An 18440-nucleotide genomic window follows, 5' to 3' on the forward strand; every position below is an offset into this window, starting at 1 on the left:
TCGTGCGCGGCCTGAGAAATAAGGCCGTCACGCATAAGTTGCGATGCTGCGAATTCTGGATGCCACGCCTTTTTTAATAAATGCCTATAATCCGGCAACACAATTCGGACGCACCGAACAATCATCGTTAATACGCACATGACTGTTCTTAGCCAGGCGCTTAATTCCGTGCGCCGCTATGCTGGTGCCCTAAGCATCGAAGGTGAGGAAACATGGATCGGCTACAAGCAATGCAGGTCTTCACACGGGTTGTCGACACCAACAGTTTTTCGCGCGCAGCGGATACGCTCAATTTGCCGCGCGCGTCGGTCACGACGATCATTCAAAACCTGGAAGCGTTTCTCAACGTGCGACTGCTTCAGCGCACGACACGCAGGCTCAATCTGACGCCTGATGGCGCGGCCTACTACGAGCGCTGCGTGCGCATCCTTGCCGACATCGAGGAAGCCGAGGGCACATTCTCGAACAACGGCAAGGGTCCGCACGGCAAATTGCGGGTAGACATGCCGGGGGCCATCGGCAGGCTCATCGTGATGCCGCAGCTTTGCGACTTTCACACACGCTATCCGGAAATCGAACTCATGCTCGGCTTCGGCGACAAGCCAGTCGACCTCATCCAGGAAGGCGTCGACTGCGTGATTCGCGTCGGAACGCTGCAGGATTCGAGTCTGGTCGCGCGACGCATTGGCGTGTTTCAGGGCGTGACGGTCGCAAGTCCCCAATATCTCGAACGTCATGGCAAGCCGCAAACGCTTGAAGACCTTCAGGACCATGTGGCCGTGAATTATTTTTCGAGCCGCACGGGGCGTGTGATGGATATGGACTTCGTCGTCAACGACGAATCCATCGAAGTGAAGATGCGCGGCATGATCGCGGTGAACGACGCCGAGGCCTATCTCAGTTGCGGTCTCAAGGGCGTGGGTCTGATTCAAGCGCCGCGCTTCATGGCGTTGCCGTACTTGCGTTCAGGCGAGCTCGTCGAAGTGCTGCCGCAATGGAGCCCTTTGCCGATGCCTATTTCCGCCGTCTATCCGCACAATCGCCATCTTTCGCCAAAGGTGCGCGTGTTCGTGGACTGGGTCGCGGAGCTGTTCGAGCGTTGCCCGTTGCTGCAAGGTCAGAAGGACGCGGAGGAGCGTTGCCTGCCCACCAGCACTGCCGCGCCCACGGTCGTGCGTCACGGTACACCGGAAGTTTCGGGTACTGAGGATGTCGTTGTATAGCTAACTATTGGCTAGCTATTTCGCTGGCAAAGCAAAGGCGTGTCTTGGGCGACACGCTTTTTTTCGTCCCTATCGATGCGATAGGGAAAAATGCCAGCACATGCAAGCGTCGCCAAATGTCCGGTGGCTAAGGCTCTTAGCGATTATTCGCCGGAATCGACAAATCTATTCGCGCATCCGGCATTTATCTGCCCCTAGCGTGGCGACTACATTTCGACCTGTCGCGAAGCGCATGCAATCCTCTTCTTAGCCGATTGCATCCGCGTCGCATCCGAAGCACAGGAAACGGATCGAAAGGAGTTGCACGCATGAAAAGCTATCTCATCACGGGTTTCTCGCTCGCGGCTATCTCAGCCGTGGTTTCGAGCACGGCATTTGCCGACGGCGGTGAAGGCATTGGTCGCGCGGGAACGTATCAGACGCAAACGACTACGAGTGAAACGCCCAAGACGCGTGCGCAAGTGCGCGCTGAACTTGCCGCTGCCTATTCGAACGGTTCGTTGCCAGCGTTGAATCGCAATACGTATCCTGATCGCAGCATGTGGGGCGATGCGGTCGCTGCTCAAAGCGAAGCGCATGCTCGCGATGCCGCTCAAGCGGAAGCGCGCAATCGCCGTATCGTGGAATATGCGAACGGTTCGGTCACGCGCTAAAGAATTGCAGAGGTCATCATGTTCGAAAATACATCGCTTGAACAATATTCGGTTCTTGAAGAGCTAGCCTCTGTGACGCCGGTGTGGCGCCCGTTTGTCGAATCTCGCTCGCAAGAGACCGAGCAGGACACGAGCGAGCACGGCGAGTAGCAAATCAATCAAACGCGTGTGCCTGCCGGGCACACGCGTTTGAGCTTCAGCCGCAAGCGCCTATTTCACCGCAAGCAGTGCAGAAGTCGCAACCGTCTTTCCGGATCACCGCATTCGCGCCACATGTCGGGCATTTGCGCCCATGCATCTGCGTGAGTGTATGCGGGTCGTTCGACAAGGCATCGTCGGACGAAAAATCCGTCACGTCCGCGTGTGCCACGGTCTCGTCTTCAGTCACTAGAGCGCGTGTATGGGTCACGTCGATATGCTTGCGGGCAAGTACGCGTGACGGCACCTGACTGCCTTCGGCATCGAGAAAACCGCGTCGATGAAGAATTTGCTGAATCGCAAAGGCAAGCGCGGCGACTTCCGAGTCATGCCAGCGTGGACTGCGGTGTCCATCTAAACGCTCGACATCGCCGAGACGCACCTGACCGCGATCCCACGATACCTTGCGCATGTCCTGCAGCGTACGCGCGGCAAAGCCTCCACGCGCCGCAAGCGACAATGAACGCATGGTCGCCGTGATCCATTGCTGCGATTCGTCGCTCTGCCCCGTCGGGATAAAGAATTCGATGGGCCGCTCGATGGTCACGTCATCGCCTGCAATACGCCCTGTCACTTCGATGAACGACACCGCAAGATAGAGCGACTTCTTTCCAGCCTGCGTCAGATACTCGACCTTCTCGATAATCGCGGGCAGCTCTCCACGTGGACGGTGATCGATCGCAATACGCAAAGGATCGAGATCCAGTTCGGGATCGGGCGAGTCGCTCGGTGTCTTCTCTTCCTGTGGCGTGACTGACAACACCGCGCCCAAGGTGTCGTTAGGCCGATAGGTCGCGAGTCCCTTCAAGCCGCGTCGCCATGCTTCGAAGTAAAGGTCCTGGAATGCATCAAACGGATAATCCGCGGGTACGTTGACGGTCTTCGAAATCGATGTATCGACGAAAGGCTGCACGGCCGTCATCATTTCCAGATGATCTTGCGCGGACATATCGAGCGCACTCACGAAGTAATCGGGTAGCGCCTTGACGTCTCCGCCCATCTCGCGATAAAGCCTGTACGCGTGGTCTTCGACAGCGAAGGTCTGGCTGGAGCCATCGGCCATGCGCTTGGTGCGCTGATAGGTCCACGAGAACGCGGGCTCGATACCATTCGATGCATTGTCCGCAAACGCGAGACTCACGGTGCCCGTGGGCGCGATGGAAAGCAGATGGCTATTGCGGATGCCATGCGCGCGAATCTCGCTCTTGAGATCATCAGGCAAGCGCGATGCGAAAGTGCCCTCTTCCAGATAACGCGCTGCATCGAAGAGCGGAAATGCGCCGCGTTCGCGTGCAAGTTCGACCGACGCGCGATACGCTTCATCGCGCATGGTGCGTGCGACGCGCATGGCAAATTCGCGCCCTTCGTTCGAGTTATAACGAAGACCAAGCATTACGAGCGTGTCGCCTAACCCCGTAAAGCCGACGCCGATACGTCGCTTGGCAGCCGCTTCACGTGCTTGTTCTTCGAGCGGCCATAACGTGACATCGAGAACGTCATCGAGAAAGCGCACTTGCGTGCGCGTGGTACGCATGAGACCGTCCCAATCGAAACCAGGGACGCCGCCGCGCGCTTGCGCAAAAGGGTCGCGCACGAAGCGAGTCAGATTGAGCGGGCCCAGGTTGCAGCAACCGTATGCGGGCAAGGGTTGTTCACCGCAAGGGTTCGTCGCGCGAATCGTTTCGACGGCGCGCAGATTGTTATCGTCATTCATGCGCGACATGAAAACGACGCCTGGCTCGGCGACATCGTAGGTCGATCGCATGATCGTGTTCCATACGTCACGCGCACGCACTTCCCGATACACCCACAAGCCGTCGTCACGCTTCCGGATGTCCGCCGATGCCCGCTGTGCAGGCGAAGGCTCGGCCTTATGCACGAGTTGCCAGACGGCGTCGTCGGCAACGGCCTGCATGAATTCGTCCGTTACCGCGACGGACACGTTGAAGTTGTTCCAGCGTCCCTTCGTGTGTTTAGCCGCGATGAATTCGAGCAAATCGGGGTGCGTGCAGTCGAGTATGCCCATCTGTGCGCCACGGCGTGATCCTGCGCTCTCCACCGTGCGGCATGATGCATCGAACACATCCATATAACTGCATGGTCCGGATGCAGCTGAACCCGTGGAATGCACGCGCGCACCGCGAGGACGAATGGCGGAAAAGTTATAGCCCACGCCTCCGCCGCGCCGCATCGTCTCGGCCGCTTGCAGCAGCGCAACGTAAATGCCGGGCAAACCGTTATCGTCGACGCCTTGAATGGCATCGCCCACGGGCTGAACGAAGCAGTTGATGAGCGTGGCATCGATACCCGCGCCCGCCGCGCTCATGATGCGCCCGGCGCCCAATGCACCGCGCCGGAAGTTATCGACGAACTCCGCTTCGATCTTCGCGCGTAACGCTTTGGGCTCGGCCATTGCGACACCACGCGCCACGCGCAGATAAATATCTTCGACGCGCGTCTCGTCGCCCTTGGCATATTTTTCAAGCATTACGTCGATGGAAAATTGCTGCGGAGCGACGCCTGTGCTGGGATTGTCTTCTGCCATGTTTGATCCTGTTGAATGCTTTGTCCGCTAATGCTTGACGGGGCCATGACGCGAACCGTGGGGCGCCGCCAAACGCAATGCACGACGATAGCGCGAATTCTCCCTGGCTGCTAATGAACCGTTAAACTCCCTCGATCGATCCAGCACTTTTCCTTGAGACGATCTATCGCATGAATGCGCCGCTCTTCGGTATCTCGGGCCGCTCGGGTCAGGGCAAGACCACGCTGATCGAGGCGTTGTTGCCCTGGTTTCGGGAACGCGGTCTTGTAGTCAACGTCATCAAGCACAGTCATCATTCAATCGAACTCGAACCGCCGGGCAAAGACAGCGCGCGCTTCAGGCGTGCAGGCGCGGGCGAAGTGGTGATTGCATCGCCTTACCGCTATGCAATCGTGCGCGAGTTGCGCGAGGGGAACGAGCCTTCGCTTACGGAACTCGCTGCGCGGCTGACACATGCGGACCTCACGATTGTCGAAGGATTTGCACGCGAAGCCATTCCGCGACTGGAGGTGGTTCGGCCATCGGTTGGCCGGGAGCCGCTTTATAAGACCGACGTCGCAATTCTTGCCATTGCAACCGACGATGCCTCGGCAGTCGACAGCGCGCTGCCTCTGCTGCCGCTAGACGATCTAGACCGCATTGGCGCCTTTATCTGCGAGACACTGCGCATTGCCGTTTAATCTGCTTTGACGCCGTTGCGCGCGATGTCCAATGCTTCTCCGATTACATCGTCATCGCCAATATGATTCGCGAGAAGCAGCACGAGCTTGGCGTTGAGCATGTGGCTTTCTTCGTCGCTTAGTCCATCGTGTGTGCCGATGAGCCGTTCATAGAACGCATCCGGATCGGCAAGATTGGCTTCGAGCTTGAGCTTCATGCTGGCTTATCCATTGCAAGTAGCGCGTTGTACGGCGTTAAATATCGCATCGGCGTTGAACGCACGCCAGCGCGCGCATACGTGCTGGTCGGGGCGCAACAAGTAGAACGTGCCGGGGCGAGCATCGAATCGATGCGCCACGATGCCATCGACGTCTTCGATATCTTCGAACGACGCGGCCATGCCCTTCGGCGCAACCAGCAATAGACGAAACGACGTTAGCCTTTGTAAAAGAGCCCTGCGCACTTCCTCCCCGTCATCGCTGCCGCAGAAGTAGATTCCTATGAAGCCTTTGCCATGCGTTTGTTGCAAGAGCCATGCAGCGCGGCCATTTACGCGTATGGGCGCATCCACGCATGCCGTCCCTGGCGTCATCGAACATGCGAAGCTGTCATCGGGCTGATCGGGCGTATTGAGCGGCGAGTCTTGCAGCACGGTCGGCACCGAGAGTCGCCCGCTATTGACGAGGCGTCGCGCAAAAGCACAGTCCTTCGATAGCTTCAACACCGCGTCCCGAAAGAGACGCGAGGCCGTACTCTTCGGCGTGATGAAATCGGTCGATCGCGTGGAATGACGAATGTTTTCATCCGCGGCGTATTCCCGTTCGGATGCATACGTGTCGAGTAAAGCGGGCGGAGCGTCGCCATGAACGACGAGACTGAGCTTCCATGCGAGATTGTCTGCATCTTGCACACCGCTATTCGCGCCGCGCGCGCCGAAAGGTGAGACGCCGTGCGCCGCATCGCCTGCGAACAGAATTCGACCGTGCCTGAAATGCTCCATGCGCTGACATGCAAACGTATAGATGCTCACCCATTCGAGTTCGAATTCCGCGTCTTCGCCAAGCAATGCCTTGACGCGCGGAATGACACGTTCGGGTGCTTTTTCCGTGACAGGGTCAGCTTCCCAGCCGAGCTGAAAGTCGATGCGCCATACGTTGTCCGGCTGGCGATGCAGCAGCACAGACTGGTTGCGATGAAACGGTGGATCGAACCAGAACCAGCGTTCCGCCGGAAACGGCGCTTTCATCTTGACGTCCGCAATGAGAAAGCGGTCCTTGAATACCCGGCCGTGACTATCGAGATCGAGAGCCTGACGAATGAAGCTGCGTGAGCCGTCGGCCGCTACGACATAGCGTGTACGTAAGGCGTATCGTCCATCGGGCGTATCCACTTGCAGTTCGACATGATCCCGATGCTGCGTTACACCGACTACACGGCTCTTCCAGCACATATGCAAGTTATCGAGTTGTGCCGCGCGTTCGACGAGATAGCGCTCGACGTAATATTGCTGGAGATTGATGAACGCGGGATGCGCATGGCCTGCTTCGGGCAGCAAGTCGAATGCATAAATCAGATCGTCATGCAGGAACACCTTCCCGACATTCCAGCGCACACCTTTTTCGATCATCTTGTCGACGCAGCCGAGACGTTCGTAGATTTCAAGCGTGCGCTTCGCAAAACAGATGGCGCGCGAACCGGCCGATACGGTGTCGTCGCTATCGACGAGCACGGTATAAACGCCGTGTTGCGCAAGATCGACTGCAGTCGCAAGACCGACCGGCCCCGCGCCGGTCACGACCACCGGATAGACCGGGGACTCGGCGGTGTCGTGTTCCGGTGCTCGCTTGTAAGCAAAGCGGACCATGTCGTTTTTGGGTTGTCTCCTGCTATTGCCTCTTTGGGCAGACCTCAAATCTCCGTTAAGGGCATTGTACAAACGGACTTTTCTGTGCGGCTACGTTTTTTCCTGTATTTCCCTTAAGCACAAAAAAAGAACGTCCGTTCTAAATGAACGGACGTTTTTATTGCGTCTTTAATTGCTTTCTTTAGCAAGCCGCTAAGACCGCCATAAAGCCTTCTTCAGTGAAGGGCTTGAGGTAGTAGCCGTCGAATTGTTCCTGTTCGCTGTCACGGTGCCGGTCGTCACCCGTTACCGCGACGACGCAAGCAAGCTGGCTCGGCCCGGCAGCGCGCAACCGTCTGCAAAGATCGCGACCATCGAAATCCGGCAGACCTATGTCGATAAATATCGTGTCGTAGCGATTTTCCGACGCGAGTTGAAGCGCCCGGTGTCCATCGTATGCGACATCTGCGATATGCCCGGAGGCGCGGGCAAGCGCGCTGAAAGCGTCGCAAAGACCAACGTCATCTTCAACGAAAAGCACGCGCATGATGGATTTTTCCCGAAGCGTAAATAGCACAAGCGTCGAAGATCGAGCGCAATAACCAATAGCGCAATAAGCGGGCCTGAGGTTCGAAGCTGATGCTTTTAATCGAGCGGGTTGTCGCTCCAGGCGCTGCGTTCTTGCCAGGTATCGATATCCGCGTTAAGCGCTGCAAGCTTGGCCCGCACGGCTTGAAGCCCAATGTTGCCAAGCACGAGATGCGCGGGCGGATTTTTCGCTTCCACGGCTTCGATGATGACCTGCACCGCGCGCACCGGATCGCCCGCTTGTCTGCCGCTAAGCTCGGCAATCCCCGCGCGACGGCGACCGGCGACGGCATCGTAATCGTCAATCGAACGCTGGGTCTGCTTAAGCGAGCGGCCCGCCCAATCCGTGCGAAAAGGTCCTGGTTCGACGGCCGTGACCTTGATGCCAAGGCCCTCGGTCTCGCGCGCGAGCGCTTCGCCGAGGCCTTCGAGCGCAAACTTGGTCGCAGCGTAATACCCGCTGCCCGGATTACCAACCAGGCCGCCCACGGATGTGATGTTGACCACGTGCCCCGCGCGACGCTCCCGCATGCCTGGCAGTACCGCGCGAATCATTGCAGCCGCGCCGAAGAAATTGGTTTCGAACATCGCGCGCACCTCGTCGTCCTCGCCTTCCTCGACTGCGGCCAAATAGCCGAAGCCGGCATTATTGACCAATACGTCGATCTGACCGAACGCATCGTGCGTCGCTTTTACCGAAGCGGTGATGTCGTCCGGGCGCGTGACGTCGAGCCGAACCGCAATGGCTCTGTCGCCTGCAGGCTCGACGATGTCGGCGACGCGGGCGGGATCGCGAGCGGCAACGACAGCACGCCAGCCGCGCGCAAGCACAGCGGATGCGAGTTCACGGCCAAAGCCGGTGGAACAGCCGGTGATGAACCAGACAGGCGTGTCTTGCTTCGATGCTGACATTGCGGGTCTCCATGGTTAGCATTGCGCTAATCATTTTGACCGCAAAGGCCGATGCTTGCTTAACGCAGACGCGGCATGCGTAACGCGCGATGTTCGCGCGGCTCGAACAAAACAGTCGTCTCCAATTTTGCGGCCATGCGCTTCCAGCCGCAAAGGTCTTGCTCCAATGCCGCGAGGGTAACAGGGCAGTAAGTTCGTTCGGGGGTGGCGTTGCCTCCAAGAACTGCGTAGTCGCGCATCGGTTGTAGGGTTGCTTCTCGCTCGGCGATTTGCCTTGCAATCTTCGCCCGCAGGCGGATAAGGGAATCGTCCATGGCGCTTTTCGGTTTGCTCGTTTGCTAAGTTGCTTTTCATTTCTTAGCCGATTTACAGCAAACCGCGCGCCTGACTTTCATTTGGCTCACAGACGCTTAGGCTCTAGCCGCTCGATCAACTGGCGATGTTGTGGATAACGCGCCCCGAGCGCGCCGGGCGCGGCCAATTCGAATTCGCTGAACTCGAACCCTGGCGCCACCGTGCAGCCGACGAGCGCGGCACCGCCTGGTTCATGGCATTCGGCGGCAAACCAGTCACCCGCGTTGACGACCGCCTGAAACGCCGCCTGCGGATCTTCAAGCGCATTGCCGAGTCGATGCGTCGTCAGTCCTCCGTTCGAATGGAGGACATGGACATCGATCGAGTCACCCGCATAGAAATGCCAGACTTCATCCGACCGAATACGGTGCCAGGCGGAGTAAGCGCCATCGCAAAGGAGGAAATAGATGGCTGTCGATGCCGAACGGAGATCGTCCTCGCCCTTGCGCGTGACTCCTGAATTCGCGCGATAGGTCTCACGAAAGTAGCCGCCCTCGGGATGCGGTTCGAGCTTGAGGCGATCGATCAACTCGCGACTGTCTATGCGGGGTATCTGCATGCGTTCTCCTTTGCCAGGTGGTTGGCGCATCGCGTATTCTGCATCGGATCGGTTTGCATGCAGAACGCAAGATGCCAACGTCTCTCATCGAAGGAAGACCATGACGCTAACCGCGACCACGAAAAACGCTCTTGCTCCAACCGGCACGCTTCGCGCGGCGCTCAACCTTGGAAACCCCGTGCTCGTGCATCGCGATTCGGCGAGCAGCGAGCCCAGCGGCGTCTCCGTGGATATTGCCCGCGAACTGGCCTCGCGGCTCGGCGTCGAGATTGCATTCAATTCCTTTCCCAACGCCGCGCAATCGGTGGAGACGGTGACGGCGGAACAGGCCGATGTCGGCTTCTTCGCGATCGATCCGCTGCGTGGCGCGGGCATCGCGTTCACTGCACCGTATGTGTTGATCGAAGGGTGCTATCTGGTGCGCAACGACTCGCCGCTTTCTCGCATCGAGGATGTGGATCGCGAGGGCAATCGCATCATGGTGGGCAAAGGGAGCGCATACGACCTCTTCCTGACGCGCGAGTTGCAGCATGCTCAACTCGTGCGCACTGGACTGTCGGAGGCGGTGGTCGACACTTTTCTGCGCGACGGGATCGAGGTCGCCGCGGGCGTGAAGCAGCAACTCGAGGCCGACGCCGCTCGCACGCCCGGGGTACGGCTGATCGACGGGCGCTTCATGGTGATCAGGCAGGCAATGGGCTTGCCGAAGACTCGCGGCGATGCGGCCACGCAGTATCTTCGCGACTTCATCGAGGACATCAAACGGTCGGGCTTTATTCGGGATGCGTTCGCGCGACACGGCATTACCGGCGTCTCGCTTGCGCCGCCGGAGCAGCTTTGATGCAGGGCGAGCGTATCCAAGTGACGGTATCCGTGACCGACTGGATCGACGCATCGTTCGAGGCCGATGTGGCAGGCGGTCTCGCCGCGTTCAATGCCGGTCAACTCGGACCAAGCGATCATCGCGATCTGGCCGTTTCGCTTCATCAAGGCGACGACTTTGTAGGCGGCCTCGCGGGCTTCACCGCGTGGGAATGGCTTTTCGTCAAATGGCTCTGGGTTCGCGAAGATGCGCGCGGTCGCGGACTTGGCGCTCACGCGCTCGACGCCGCCGAAGTCGAGGCACGCAAGCGCGGCTGCCGCGCCGCGTGGCTCGATACGCTCAATCCCGCAGCCCGCGATCTTTATGTTCGCCACGGTTTCGAAGTCTTCGGCGAACTGGCGGATTTCCATGCAGGACGTGCGCGATACTTCATGCAAAAGCGGTTCTGAATACCGGCATTTGGCATTCAAAATGCGGCATGCCGGCATTTTGCATCAAGCATTCAATCCGAGCCGATGCACCGCGCGCTTCGTGATTTCCCTGCGCTTTGCGAGCGAAGCCGCCGAGCGCTCCCGCACGTCCGCCACTACAGCGGCAGGCGCGTGATTCGGATCCCCGGCATCGAACGGCGGCGCGGGCGCGTACTCCATTTGCAGTTGAATGGCCTGCGCCTCGTGCTCGCCGACGAGTTCAGCCGCGAGCGTCAGCGCGAAGTCGATGCCCGCCGTGATTCCACCGCCCGTGAACAAGGCGCCGTCACGCACCACGCGGGCGTGCACGGGCGTCGCATCGAATTCGCCCAGCAGCTCGTGAAAAGCCCAATGCGTCGTCGCACGCTTGCCGCGCAGCAAACCGGCCGCGCCGAGAACGAGTGAACCGGTGCATACCGAAGTGATGAAGCGAGCGCCCTTCGCCTGCTGGCGGATGAACGCAAGCGTTTCCTCGTCTTCCATCAGAGCGCCGACGCCTTCGCCTCCGGGAACACAGAGCACGTCGAGCGTGGGGCATTCCGCGAACGATGTGTCGGGTGCGAGTTGCATCCCTGTACTGGAAGGAACAGGCGCAAGCGTTTTGCATACAAGATGCACTTTAGCGTCCGACAGATGCGCAAAGACTTCGTACGGACCGGTGAGGTCGAGTTGTTGAACGCGCGGGAAAAGCAGCAGGCCGATTTGAAGGGTCATCGCTTTCTCTCTCGTGGCAGGTTGAAGAATGACGGTGGACGAATGCATCCTACGCCGCTACGCTATGGCGAGATGGTCGATCGCCCCACTTTTTACGCCAAGCGCCCTAGCTATCATGTCATCGCCGAAGCCACGCATCATCGACATACTCGCCTTTCCCGACGTTCAGTTGCTCGATGTCGCCGGTCCCTTGCAGGTGTTTGCGTCCGCGAACGAACTGGCGCGCGAGGCCGGCATGCCACGCCCTTATCGCCCGAGAGTCGTCGCGCCGGGCGGCACGGTGACAACATCGGCGGGACTTGGGCTGATCGGCGAAGCGCTGCCCGATGCGCGCGAGCCGTGCGACACGCTCGTCATCGCGGGCGGCTGGGGCGTGCATGAAGCGCTGCGCGACCGCACGCTGGTCGACTGGGTGCGCGCGCGGTCCGCTCATGCACGCCGCACGGCATCGGTGTGTACCGGCGCCTTTCTGCTTGCGGCGACCGGCCTGCTGGACGAACGCCGCGCCGTCACGCACTGGACGCGCTGCGCCGAACTGGCGAGCCGCTTTCCGGCGGTGCGGGTCGAATCCGATCCCATCTTCATCCGCGACGGCGATCTCTGGACCTCCGCAGGCGTGACAGCGGGAATCGACCTGGCGCTTGCGCTCGTCGAAGATGATCTCGGACGCGCGCTCGCGCTCGATGTCGCGCGTCATCTCGTCGTGTTTCTAAAGCGCCCCGGCGGGCAGGCGCAGTTCAGCGCCGCGCTTTCGCTGCAGAAGGACTCGGGCGAACGCTTCGGCGAATTGCATGCATGGATCGCGGAGAATCTTGCATGCAATCTATCCATTGGAACGCTGGCGGCGCGCGTCGGCATGAGCGAGCGCAGCTTCGTGCGTCATTACCGGGCGCAGACCGGCACAACGCCTGCTCGCGCCATCGAACAAATGCGGCTGGAAGCCGCGCGCCGTATGCTGGGCGACACGGACCTGCCGGTCAAGCGCATTGCGGCACGCTGCGGCTTCGGCTCGGAAGAAACCATGCGACGCGGCTTCGTGCGCGCACTCGGGGTTGCGCCTCAGACTTACCGCGAACGCTTCGCCCGCGCGGCGGTATCGGCATAAAGTGCATGCAAAAGCCAATCCTGCTGCTTTTTTTGTCATCCATGCTCAAGGCTGTATGCTCGCTGCCGATACCAGAGTAAGAGCGATTGCATGAGGCGCTTCGGGCAACCGTGCGCGAGCCGCTTTGCTTAACCAACCGTCCGACGAGGCGGCCTGAGGGCCTGGAGCGCCGATGAGTGTGTTTTCCGCGTATAACGCGCCACTGCAGGCGGCTCAGGCCGCACAGGAAGACGTGACCGACGCTGGCGCGGACGATGCCGCGCCGGCGAACATCGCACCGTCCATCGACGCCTTGCTGCGGGACACTGCCGCGTCCGCTTGCCCCAACACATGGGCTTGGTATCGCGCGGGGGAGCAATTGCATCTTGAACGCCAGGGCAATGAATTTTGCATACCAGCGTGGCCAAGCGACATCGCTGAGGACCGCCTCGCGAAAGCCTGCGCCGCGCACGGCTGGCATGCCTGGCCGACCGGCCGCGGCGAAAGCGTGCTCGGCTGGCTGCTCGCGCCGGTGGCATACAGCGACAATGCACATCTCGCTGAACTCGCGCGCGCACTTGGTGAACGCGTGCAAGCCGATGTCCTCGCGCGGGCGCAACTCACGCAACGCGTGTTGTATGAGATCGCGTATCTCGCCAGTTCGGTGCCCGAGCGCGCGGACTTTCTGCGTTGCGTGCACGAGCGTCTCGGCACGCTCATCGACGCCGAGAACTTCTACCTCGCGCTCTACGACCGCAAGACCGGCAAGATCACCTATCCGTATTACGTCGATGTGATCGACACGGACGTGGTCGCCGCCGAGAACTACGACATTCTCGATCCCAAGCGTCTTTCGATGACAGGGCAAGTGCTCACGAGCGAGCAGCCGCTCTTCGTGACCGCAGCCGACATCTGCGCCGCCGAACGCGCGGAGCGTTTCTATTGCATCGGCGATCGCCCCGAGTTCTGGATGGGCGCGCCGCTCAAGAATGCGTCCGACGAAGTCTTCGGCATGCTGGCCATGCAGGTCTATGACGTCTCGCGCATGTACACCGCCGAGGACCGCGCGCTGTTTTTAGTCGTGGCGCGTCACGTCGCGATGGCGCTCGACCGTATCCTGCATCGCGCGGATCTGGAAGAACAGGTCGCCCGCCGCACCTCCGAGTTGTCGAAGCTCAACGCTGCTTTGCGACATGGCATTGCCGAGCGCGAGCGTTCCGAACATCTGCAAGCAGCGCTCTATCAAATCGCGGAATTGTCGAGCCGGCCCGGCGACATGATGGAGTTCTTTCGCAGTCTGCATGGCATCGTCGGCGAGCTGCTCTATGCGCGCAATTTCTATGTGGCGCTCTTCGAAACCGAAACATGCGAAGTCTCGTTTCCCTATTACGTCGATGAGATCGTGCAGGAGCGGCCCGAGCCGCGTCGCGGCCAGCGTGGGCTCACCGAGTATGTGATTCGCGAACGCCGCGCGCGTCTCATCGATCATCAGGAAGCGCTGCGTCTCATCGCGGAGGGGGCGTTCGAAACCGATCACGACGACGTGCGCCTGCGCTCGTGGCTCGGCATTCCGCTATTCGATGGCGATGTCGTGCGCGGCGTGCTCGCGGTGCAAAGTTACTCGCCGCTCGTGCGCTATTCGCAGCGCGATCAGGAGTTGCTGACCTTCGTATCGCGCCATATCGATACCGCCCTCTCGCGCCGCCGCGATGCCGAAGCATTGCATGCAGCCAACCTCGAGCTCGAAGCCCGTGTGCAGGCCCGTACGCGTGAACTCGACGATGTCAACGCGCGTCTGCTGTACGAGAATTCGCACGATGCATTGACCGGCCTGCCCAACCGCAGTCATCTGATGCATCGGCTGCGTGGTGCATGGCACGACTACCAGACACGCGGCGATGAGCTCTCGGTGATGTTCATCGACCTCGATCGCTTCAAGGTGGTGAACGACAGCCTGGGTCATCATTTCGGAGACATGTTGCTGGTGCAGGCCGCCGCGCGCCTGCGCGATTGTCTGCGCTCCACCGATCTGCTCGCTCGCTTGGGCGGCGACGAATTCGCAGTGCTGTCGCCCAAGGCGCCGGTACGCGACGCGGTGGCGATTGCCAAGCGCATCCTCGCGGCTTTCGATCTGCCGTTTCATATCGAAGAACATGTGGTGTTTTCTTCGTGCAGCATTGGCATCGTGAGCGCGGACACGCAGTTTCATACCGAGCCCGCCGATCTTTTGCGCGATGCCGATACCGCGATGTATCGCGTCAAGAACGCGGGCCGCGACAGCTTCGTCGTGTTCAATCAGGAGCTTCGCCGACAGGTCTCCGATCAGGTCGAACGCGAGGGCGCATTGCGTAACGCGATCAAGCGCGACGACGAGTTGCTGCCGTATTTTCAGCCTATCGTCGATGTAGGGAGTGGCCAAGTGGTCGCGCTCGAAGCGTTGATTCGCTGGCGCCAACCCGATGGACGTATCGTGGCACCCGGCGAATTTCTGCCTGCAGTGGAAGGGCTGCGTCTCATCGGTCGGCTCGACTTATACATGCTGGAACGCGTCGCCGCGATACTTTCCAATGCCAGCTTTGCGCACTGGCCGCCCGTGCATGTCAATTGTTCGAGCTATAGCATGACGCGCCCCGAGTTCGCCGACGATGTCCTTGCGCTGCTCAGGCGTTATCGCGTGTCGCCATCGCGTGTATGTCTCGAACTGACGGAAGGCGCGCTCGTAGCCGAGCCGGATCTTGCGCGCCGCACCATGCAAAGACTCGCGGATAACGGCATGTCCGTCGTACTGGATGACTTCGGCGCGGGCTTTTCGTCCCTGAGCTATGTGCATCAGTATCAGTTCAGCGGCCTCAAGATCGACAAGTCGTTTATTCTCGAACTGACCGAAAGCCCTCGCAGTCGCGCGATCGTGCGAGCTATCGTGCGAATGGCCGAGTCGCTCGATCTCACGCTTGTGGCCGAAGGCGTCGAGGACGCGGCCACGCTTGCAGTACTACGCGACATGGGTGCAGCGCAGGCGCAAGGCTACTTCTTCGACAAGCCTTTGCCACTAGAGTCGCTGACGCGCAGCGCGCTTGCGCCACGCACTACTTCAAGCGCCATTCTTTGATTCTTGAGCATTGGATCAGGGCATGCCGCCAAGCGAGGGCGAGATGATGCTGCCCGGTTCACCTTCCGGCACGCCGGTGTCGGTCGTCACAGCGCGCATCGATACAGGCGCATGATTAGTGGTGCACGTCTGCAACGAGTCGTTGCCAAGGCACTGCAGGAACGCGTCAGCGCGATCCTTCGTGTCGAACATGTACAACGTGTCTTCGACTTTCACTTCGAGATCGGAAATACGGTCCGCTTCGATTGACATGCTCGCTCCTTCGAGTGGATAGACATATCAATCGGCTAGCATCAAGTGCGCCTGGCGCACGCTGACCTTAGGTACAACGGTTGCTGGTTCGTCGGCCTGGTTCATCGAATGACAAGGCGACTTAAGGAAACCGTAATGACATCCGCACGAGCAAATAACGACCTGCATGAAGAGCCGCGTACACCCGGCGGCAATCGTCTGAACGAAATCGAGCCGTCCGAAGCAGACAGGGTGATCCCTCGTCCCGGCGAAGCGCTGGAACAGAATCCCGCCACGGACCCTGACAAAGTAGGTACATCCCCTGACAATTCAGGAAACCGGCCAAGACCGCTATAAATAAATTAAATGATCTTGCGGGCAATTTCCAATGATGCAGACGCCTAAGACGCGTTAGGATTAAAGCGCGTCGAATTTTGGGCGCGGATTCGCACGGCGCTAAATCAAGCTTAGAACCGCGCATCGGTCTTGCAACCGCTTGGCCGCTTTAGCAAAAGGAGGCTTTATGAAATGGGAAACCCCTAGCTTTAACGATATGCGCTTTGGCTTTGAAATTACGATGTACATCGCCACGCGTTAATCGCCAAGCAGAAAACGGCCGCACAAAGCGGCCGCTTTCTTTTCAAGGCTTGAGCGGCTCGTGCTACGTTGCACCGTCACCTTCGCTTTTTTGTGGGCCAAGTCCACCCTTTCCTGCCGGTTCAGGTCGGCTGCCTGAACCCAAAGGCACTTCCGCCGTTTGATGCGGATCTTCGTCAAGCCGCCTGTTTTCAGGCTCGATCTCTCCCGCATTAGGCTGACGCACTCCTTGCTTTGGATCGCCTCCTGTCGCTGAACCGGGACCCGGCAGATTGCCGATAGAACCGCCACCGCTTGCTCCGCTGCCAGCATCGCCAAGCGGCTTATCCGTGCTCTTCTGTTCGCTGTCGTTAATCGTCATTGCTTGCTCCCGTTAAAGGCTGTCGGTGCCAACAACACGAGCAACGCGCATTCCACTTCGAACCTCAGCTCGCGACAGTCGATCCGATCACGTCATTAGCCACCGCGTCGACCGCCTGCTTGACGATGCCGACTATCTCATCCACTTCGGCACGCGTCGTGACGAGCGGTGGCGCAAAGCCGAGAATATCGCCGTGCGGCATGGCTCGCGCAATCACACCGCGCTCCAGAGCCGCTGCCGATACCTTCGGCCCGACCTTGAGCGCCGCATCGAAAGGTTTGCGCGCGTCTTTATCGGCCATGAATTCGAGCGCGGCAAGCATACCCGCGCCACGCACTTCGCCCACTAACGGATGCGAATCGAATGCCGCGCGAAGCTGCGCATGCAGATACGCTCCCGTTTCCGCCGCATTCTGCGTGAGGTTTTCACGTTCGAGAATGTCGAGGTTGGCCAGTGCAGCAGCCGCGCAAATGGGATGACCCGAATAGGTCCAGCCGTGTCCCATCGGACCATGCTCTCGCGAGCCCTTGTCGATCACATCCCATACACGTTCGCCCACGATCACGCCCGACAGCGGCGCATAAGCGCTCGTGAGGCCCTTAGCCACGGTGATGAGATCCGGCTTGATGCCGTAATGCTGCGCGCCCATCTTCGAGCCGAGACGTCCGAAGCCGCACACGACTTCATCGGAGATCAAGAGGATGTCGTGCTTCCTGAGCACTTGCTGGATAGCATCCCAGTAACCTTCCGGCGGCGCGATGATGCCGCCCGTGCCCATGACCGGTTCGGCGATGAACGCAGCGATGGTATCCGCGCCTTCCTTCGCGATCAGCTTCTCGAGTTCTTCCACGCAGTATGCGGTGAACTGCGCTTCACTCATACCAGCCGGTGCCTTTCGATACCAATGCGGACAAACCGTATGCTTCACACGATCGATCGGCAAGTCGAAGTGCTGATGAAAGCTCGGCAAGCCAGTGAGGCTGCCCGTGACGATGCCCGAGCCATGATAGCCCCGTTCGCGCGAGATGATCTTCTTCTTGTTCGGGCGACCCAGTACGTTGTTGTAGTACCAGACGATCTTGACCTGCGTTTCGTTGGCATCGGACCCGGACATGCCGTAGTACACCTTCTTCATGCCTTCCGGTGACCACGCGACGATGCGCGACGACAACTCGATGATCGCATCGGTCGAGTGGCCGACATAAGTGTGATAGTAAGCGAGCTTCTTTGCCTGCTCATAAATGGCTTCGGCCACTTCGGTTCGACCGTAGCCGATGTTCACGCAATACAGTCCTGCGAATGCATCGATATAAGTCCGGCCCTGATGATCTTCGATACGAATGCCCTTGGCGCCCGTCACGATCTTGCCCGGCAACGCGCCGCTTGCATGATCGTGCGCGTGCGTGGACGGATGCATGAAGTGCGCGCGATCTTCCGCGAACAAGTGTGCAATCGATTGCTGTTGCTGGCTCATGTGCTTCTCCTTGAAGCGCTATGCGTGTACTTAACGTGGGTT

General features: G+C 59.5%; 19 protein-coding genes. 8 read left to right on the top strand and 11 right to left on the bottom strand.

What is annotated here, in order from left to right:
* Positions 1 to 212 precede the first annotated feature (212 nt).
* Together ACYQ47_RS04040 and ACYQ47_RS04045 are read left to right on the top strand one after the other, a co-directional pair.
* Positions 213 to 1223 (top strand): LysR family transcriptional regulator, encoded by a 1011-nt coding sequence (locus ACYQ47_RS04040; RefSeq protein ID WP_244829480.1) that lies wholly within the window; start codon positions 213 to 215, stop codon positions 1221 to 1223.
* 308 nt (positions 1224 to 1531) lie between these two features.
* The gene (locus ACYQ47_RS04045) at positions 1532 to 1876 is read left to right on the top strand and encodes a DUF4148 domain-containing protein (protein WP_250467255.1); all 345 of its coding nucleotides are present in this window, start codon (positions 1532 to 1534) and stop codon (positions 1874 to 1876) included.
* A 196-nt stretch (positions 1877 to 2072) separates the two neighbouring features.
* Here the strand turns inward: ACYQ47_RS04045 and ACYQ47_RS04050 are convergent, their stop codons facing one another.
* Positions 2073 to 4619, bottom strand: a complete 2547-nt coding sequence (locus ACYQ47_RS04050) for an adenosylcobalamin-dependent ribonucleoside-diphosphate reductase (protein ID WP_250493496.1) — start codon at positions 4617 to 4619, stop codon at positions 2073 to 2075.
* Between the two features lie 170 nt (positions 4620 to 4789).
* On the opposite strand from ACYQ47_RS04050, the gene mobB reads away from it, so the two are divergent.
* On the top strand, positions 4790 to 5299 hold the full coding sequence (mobB, locus tag ACYQ47_RS04055; protein WP_250526785.1) for a molybdopterin-guanine dinucleotide biosynthesis protein B: 510 nt from the start codon (positions 4790 to 4792) through the stop codon (positions 5297 to 5299).
* Here the strand turns inward: mobB and ACYQ47_RS04060 are convergent.
* From ACYQ47_RS04060 to ACYQ47_RS04085, 6 genes are all read right to left on the bottom strand, one after another.
* Complete coding sequence (locus ACYQ47_RS04060; RefSeq protein ID WP_250493498.1) at positions 5296 to 5496, bottom strand: DUF2783 domain-containing protein; 201 nt, start codon at positions 5494 to 5496, stop codon at positions 5296 to 5298. The genes mobB and ACYQ47_RS04060 overlap by 4 nt on opposite strands.
* Before the next feature lie 6 nt (positions 5497 to 5502).
* On the bottom strand, positions 5503 to 7143 hold the full coding sequence (locus ACYQ47_RS04065; RefSeq protein WP_459904558.1) for an FAD-dependent oxidoreductase: 1641 nt from the start codon (positions 7141 to 7143) through the stop codon (positions 5503 to 5505).
* Between the two features lie 181 nt (positions 7144 to 7324).
* On the bottom strand, positions 7325 to 7669 hold the full coding sequence (locus ACYQ47_RS04070; protein ID WP_459904559.1) for a response regulator: 345 nt from the start codon (positions 7667 to 7669) through the stop codon (positions 7325 to 7327).
* Positions 7670 to 7767: 98 nt separating this feature from the next.
* Complete coding sequence (locus tag ACYQ47_RS04075; protein WP_459904560.1) at positions 7768 to 8622, bottom strand: oxidoreductase; 855 nt, start codon at positions 8620 to 8622, stop codon at positions 7768 to 7770.
* Positions 8623 to 8681: 59 nt separating this feature from the next.
* Positions 8682 to 8936, bottom strand: coding sequence for a hypothetical protein (locus tag ACYQ47_RS04080; RefSeq protein WP_244829473.1), 255 nt, complete (start codon positions 8934 to 8936; stop codon positions 8682 to 8684).
* An 86-nt stretch (positions 8937 to 9022) separates the two neighbouring features.
* A complete protein-coding gene (locus ACYQ47_RS04085) occupies positions 9023 to 9535 on the bottom strand; it encodes a cupin domain-containing protein (protein ID WP_459904561.1) in 513 nt (170 codons plus the stop codon).
* A gap of 100 nt (positions 9536 to 9635) precedes the next feature.
* Here ACYQ47_RS04085 and ACYQ47_RS04090 point away from each other — a divergent pair, with 100 nt between their 5' ends.
* Positions 9636 to 10376, top strand: coding sequence for an ABC transporter substrate-binding protein (locus tag ACYQ47_RS04090; protein WP_459904562.1), 741 nt, complete (start codon positions 9636 to 9638; stop codon positions 10374 to 10376).
* The gene (locus tag ACYQ47_RS04095; RefSeq protein WP_459904563.1) at positions 10376 to 10807 is read left to right on the top strand and encodes a GNAT family N-acetyltransferase; all 432 of its coding nucleotides are present in this window, start codon (positions 10376 to 10378) and stop codon (positions 10805 to 10807) included. Before ACYQ47_RS04090 ends, ACYQ47_RS04095 begins: the two co-directional genes overlap by 1 nt.
* A gap of 45 nt (positions 10808 to 10852) precedes the next feature.
* Here the strand turns inward: ACYQ47_RS04095 and ACYQ47_RS04100 are convergent, their stop codons facing one another.
* On the bottom strand, positions 10853 to 11542 hold the full coding sequence (locus ACYQ47_RS04100) for a DJ-1/PfpI family protein (protein WP_459904564.1): 690 nt from the start codon (positions 11540 to 11542) through the stop codon (positions 10853 to 10855).
* 115 nt (positions 11543 to 11657) lie between these two features.
* On the opposite strand from ACYQ47_RS04100, the gene ACYQ47_RS04105 reads away from it, so the two are divergent.
* The gene (locus ACYQ47_RS04105; protein ID WP_459904565.1) at positions 11658 to 12647 is read left to right on the top strand and encodes a GlxA family transcriptional regulator; all 990 of its coding nucleotides are present in this window, start codon (positions 11658 to 11660) and stop codon (positions 12645 to 12647) included.
* 172 nt (positions 12648 to 12819) lie between these two features.
* A complete protein-coding gene (locus ACYQ47_RS04110) occupies positions 12820 to 15735 on the top strand; it encodes a bifunctional diguanylate cyclase/phosphodiesterase (protein WP_244829467.1) in 2916 nt (971 codons plus the stop codon).
* A gap of 15 nt (positions 15736 to 15750) precedes the next feature.
* Here the strand turns inward: ACYQ47_RS04110 and ACYQ47_RS04115 are convergent, their stop codons facing one another.
* A complete protein-coding gene (locus ACYQ47_RS04115) occupies positions 15751 to 15987 on the bottom strand; it encodes a hypothetical protein (RefSeq protein ID WP_250467280.1) in 237 nt (78 codons plus the stop codon).
* Between the two features lie 502 nt (positions 15988 to 16489).
* Here ACYQ47_RS04115 and pqqA point away from each other — a divergent pair.
* A complete protein-coding gene (gene pqqA, locus ACYQ47_RS04120) occupies positions 16490 to 16564 on the top strand; it encodes a pyrroloquinoline quinone precursor peptide PqqA (RefSeq protein ID WP_459904827.1) in 75 nt (24 codons plus the stop codon).
* A 63-nt stretch (positions 16565 to 16627) separates the two neighbouring features.
* Here the strand turns inward: pqqA and ACYQ47_RS04125 are convergent, their stop codons facing one another.
* Together ACYQ47_RS04125 and ACYQ47_RS04130 are read right to left on the bottom strand one after the other, a co-directional pair.
* Positions 16628 to 16924, bottom strand: coding sequence for a hypothetical protein (locus tag ACYQ47_RS04125; RefSeq protein WP_250467282.1), 297 nt, complete (start codon positions 16922 to 16924; stop codon positions 16628 to 16630).
* A 64-nt stretch (positions 16925 to 16988) separates the two neighbouring features.
* Complete coding sequence (locus ACYQ47_RS04130; RefSeq protein WP_459904566.1) at positions 16989 to 18398, bottom strand: aminotransferase; 1410 nt, start codon at positions 18396 to 18398, stop codon at positions 16989 to 16991.
* Between the last annotated feature and the right edge of the window lie 42 nt (positions 18399 to 18440).

The organism is Caballeronia sp. HLA56 (assembly GCF_054655155.1).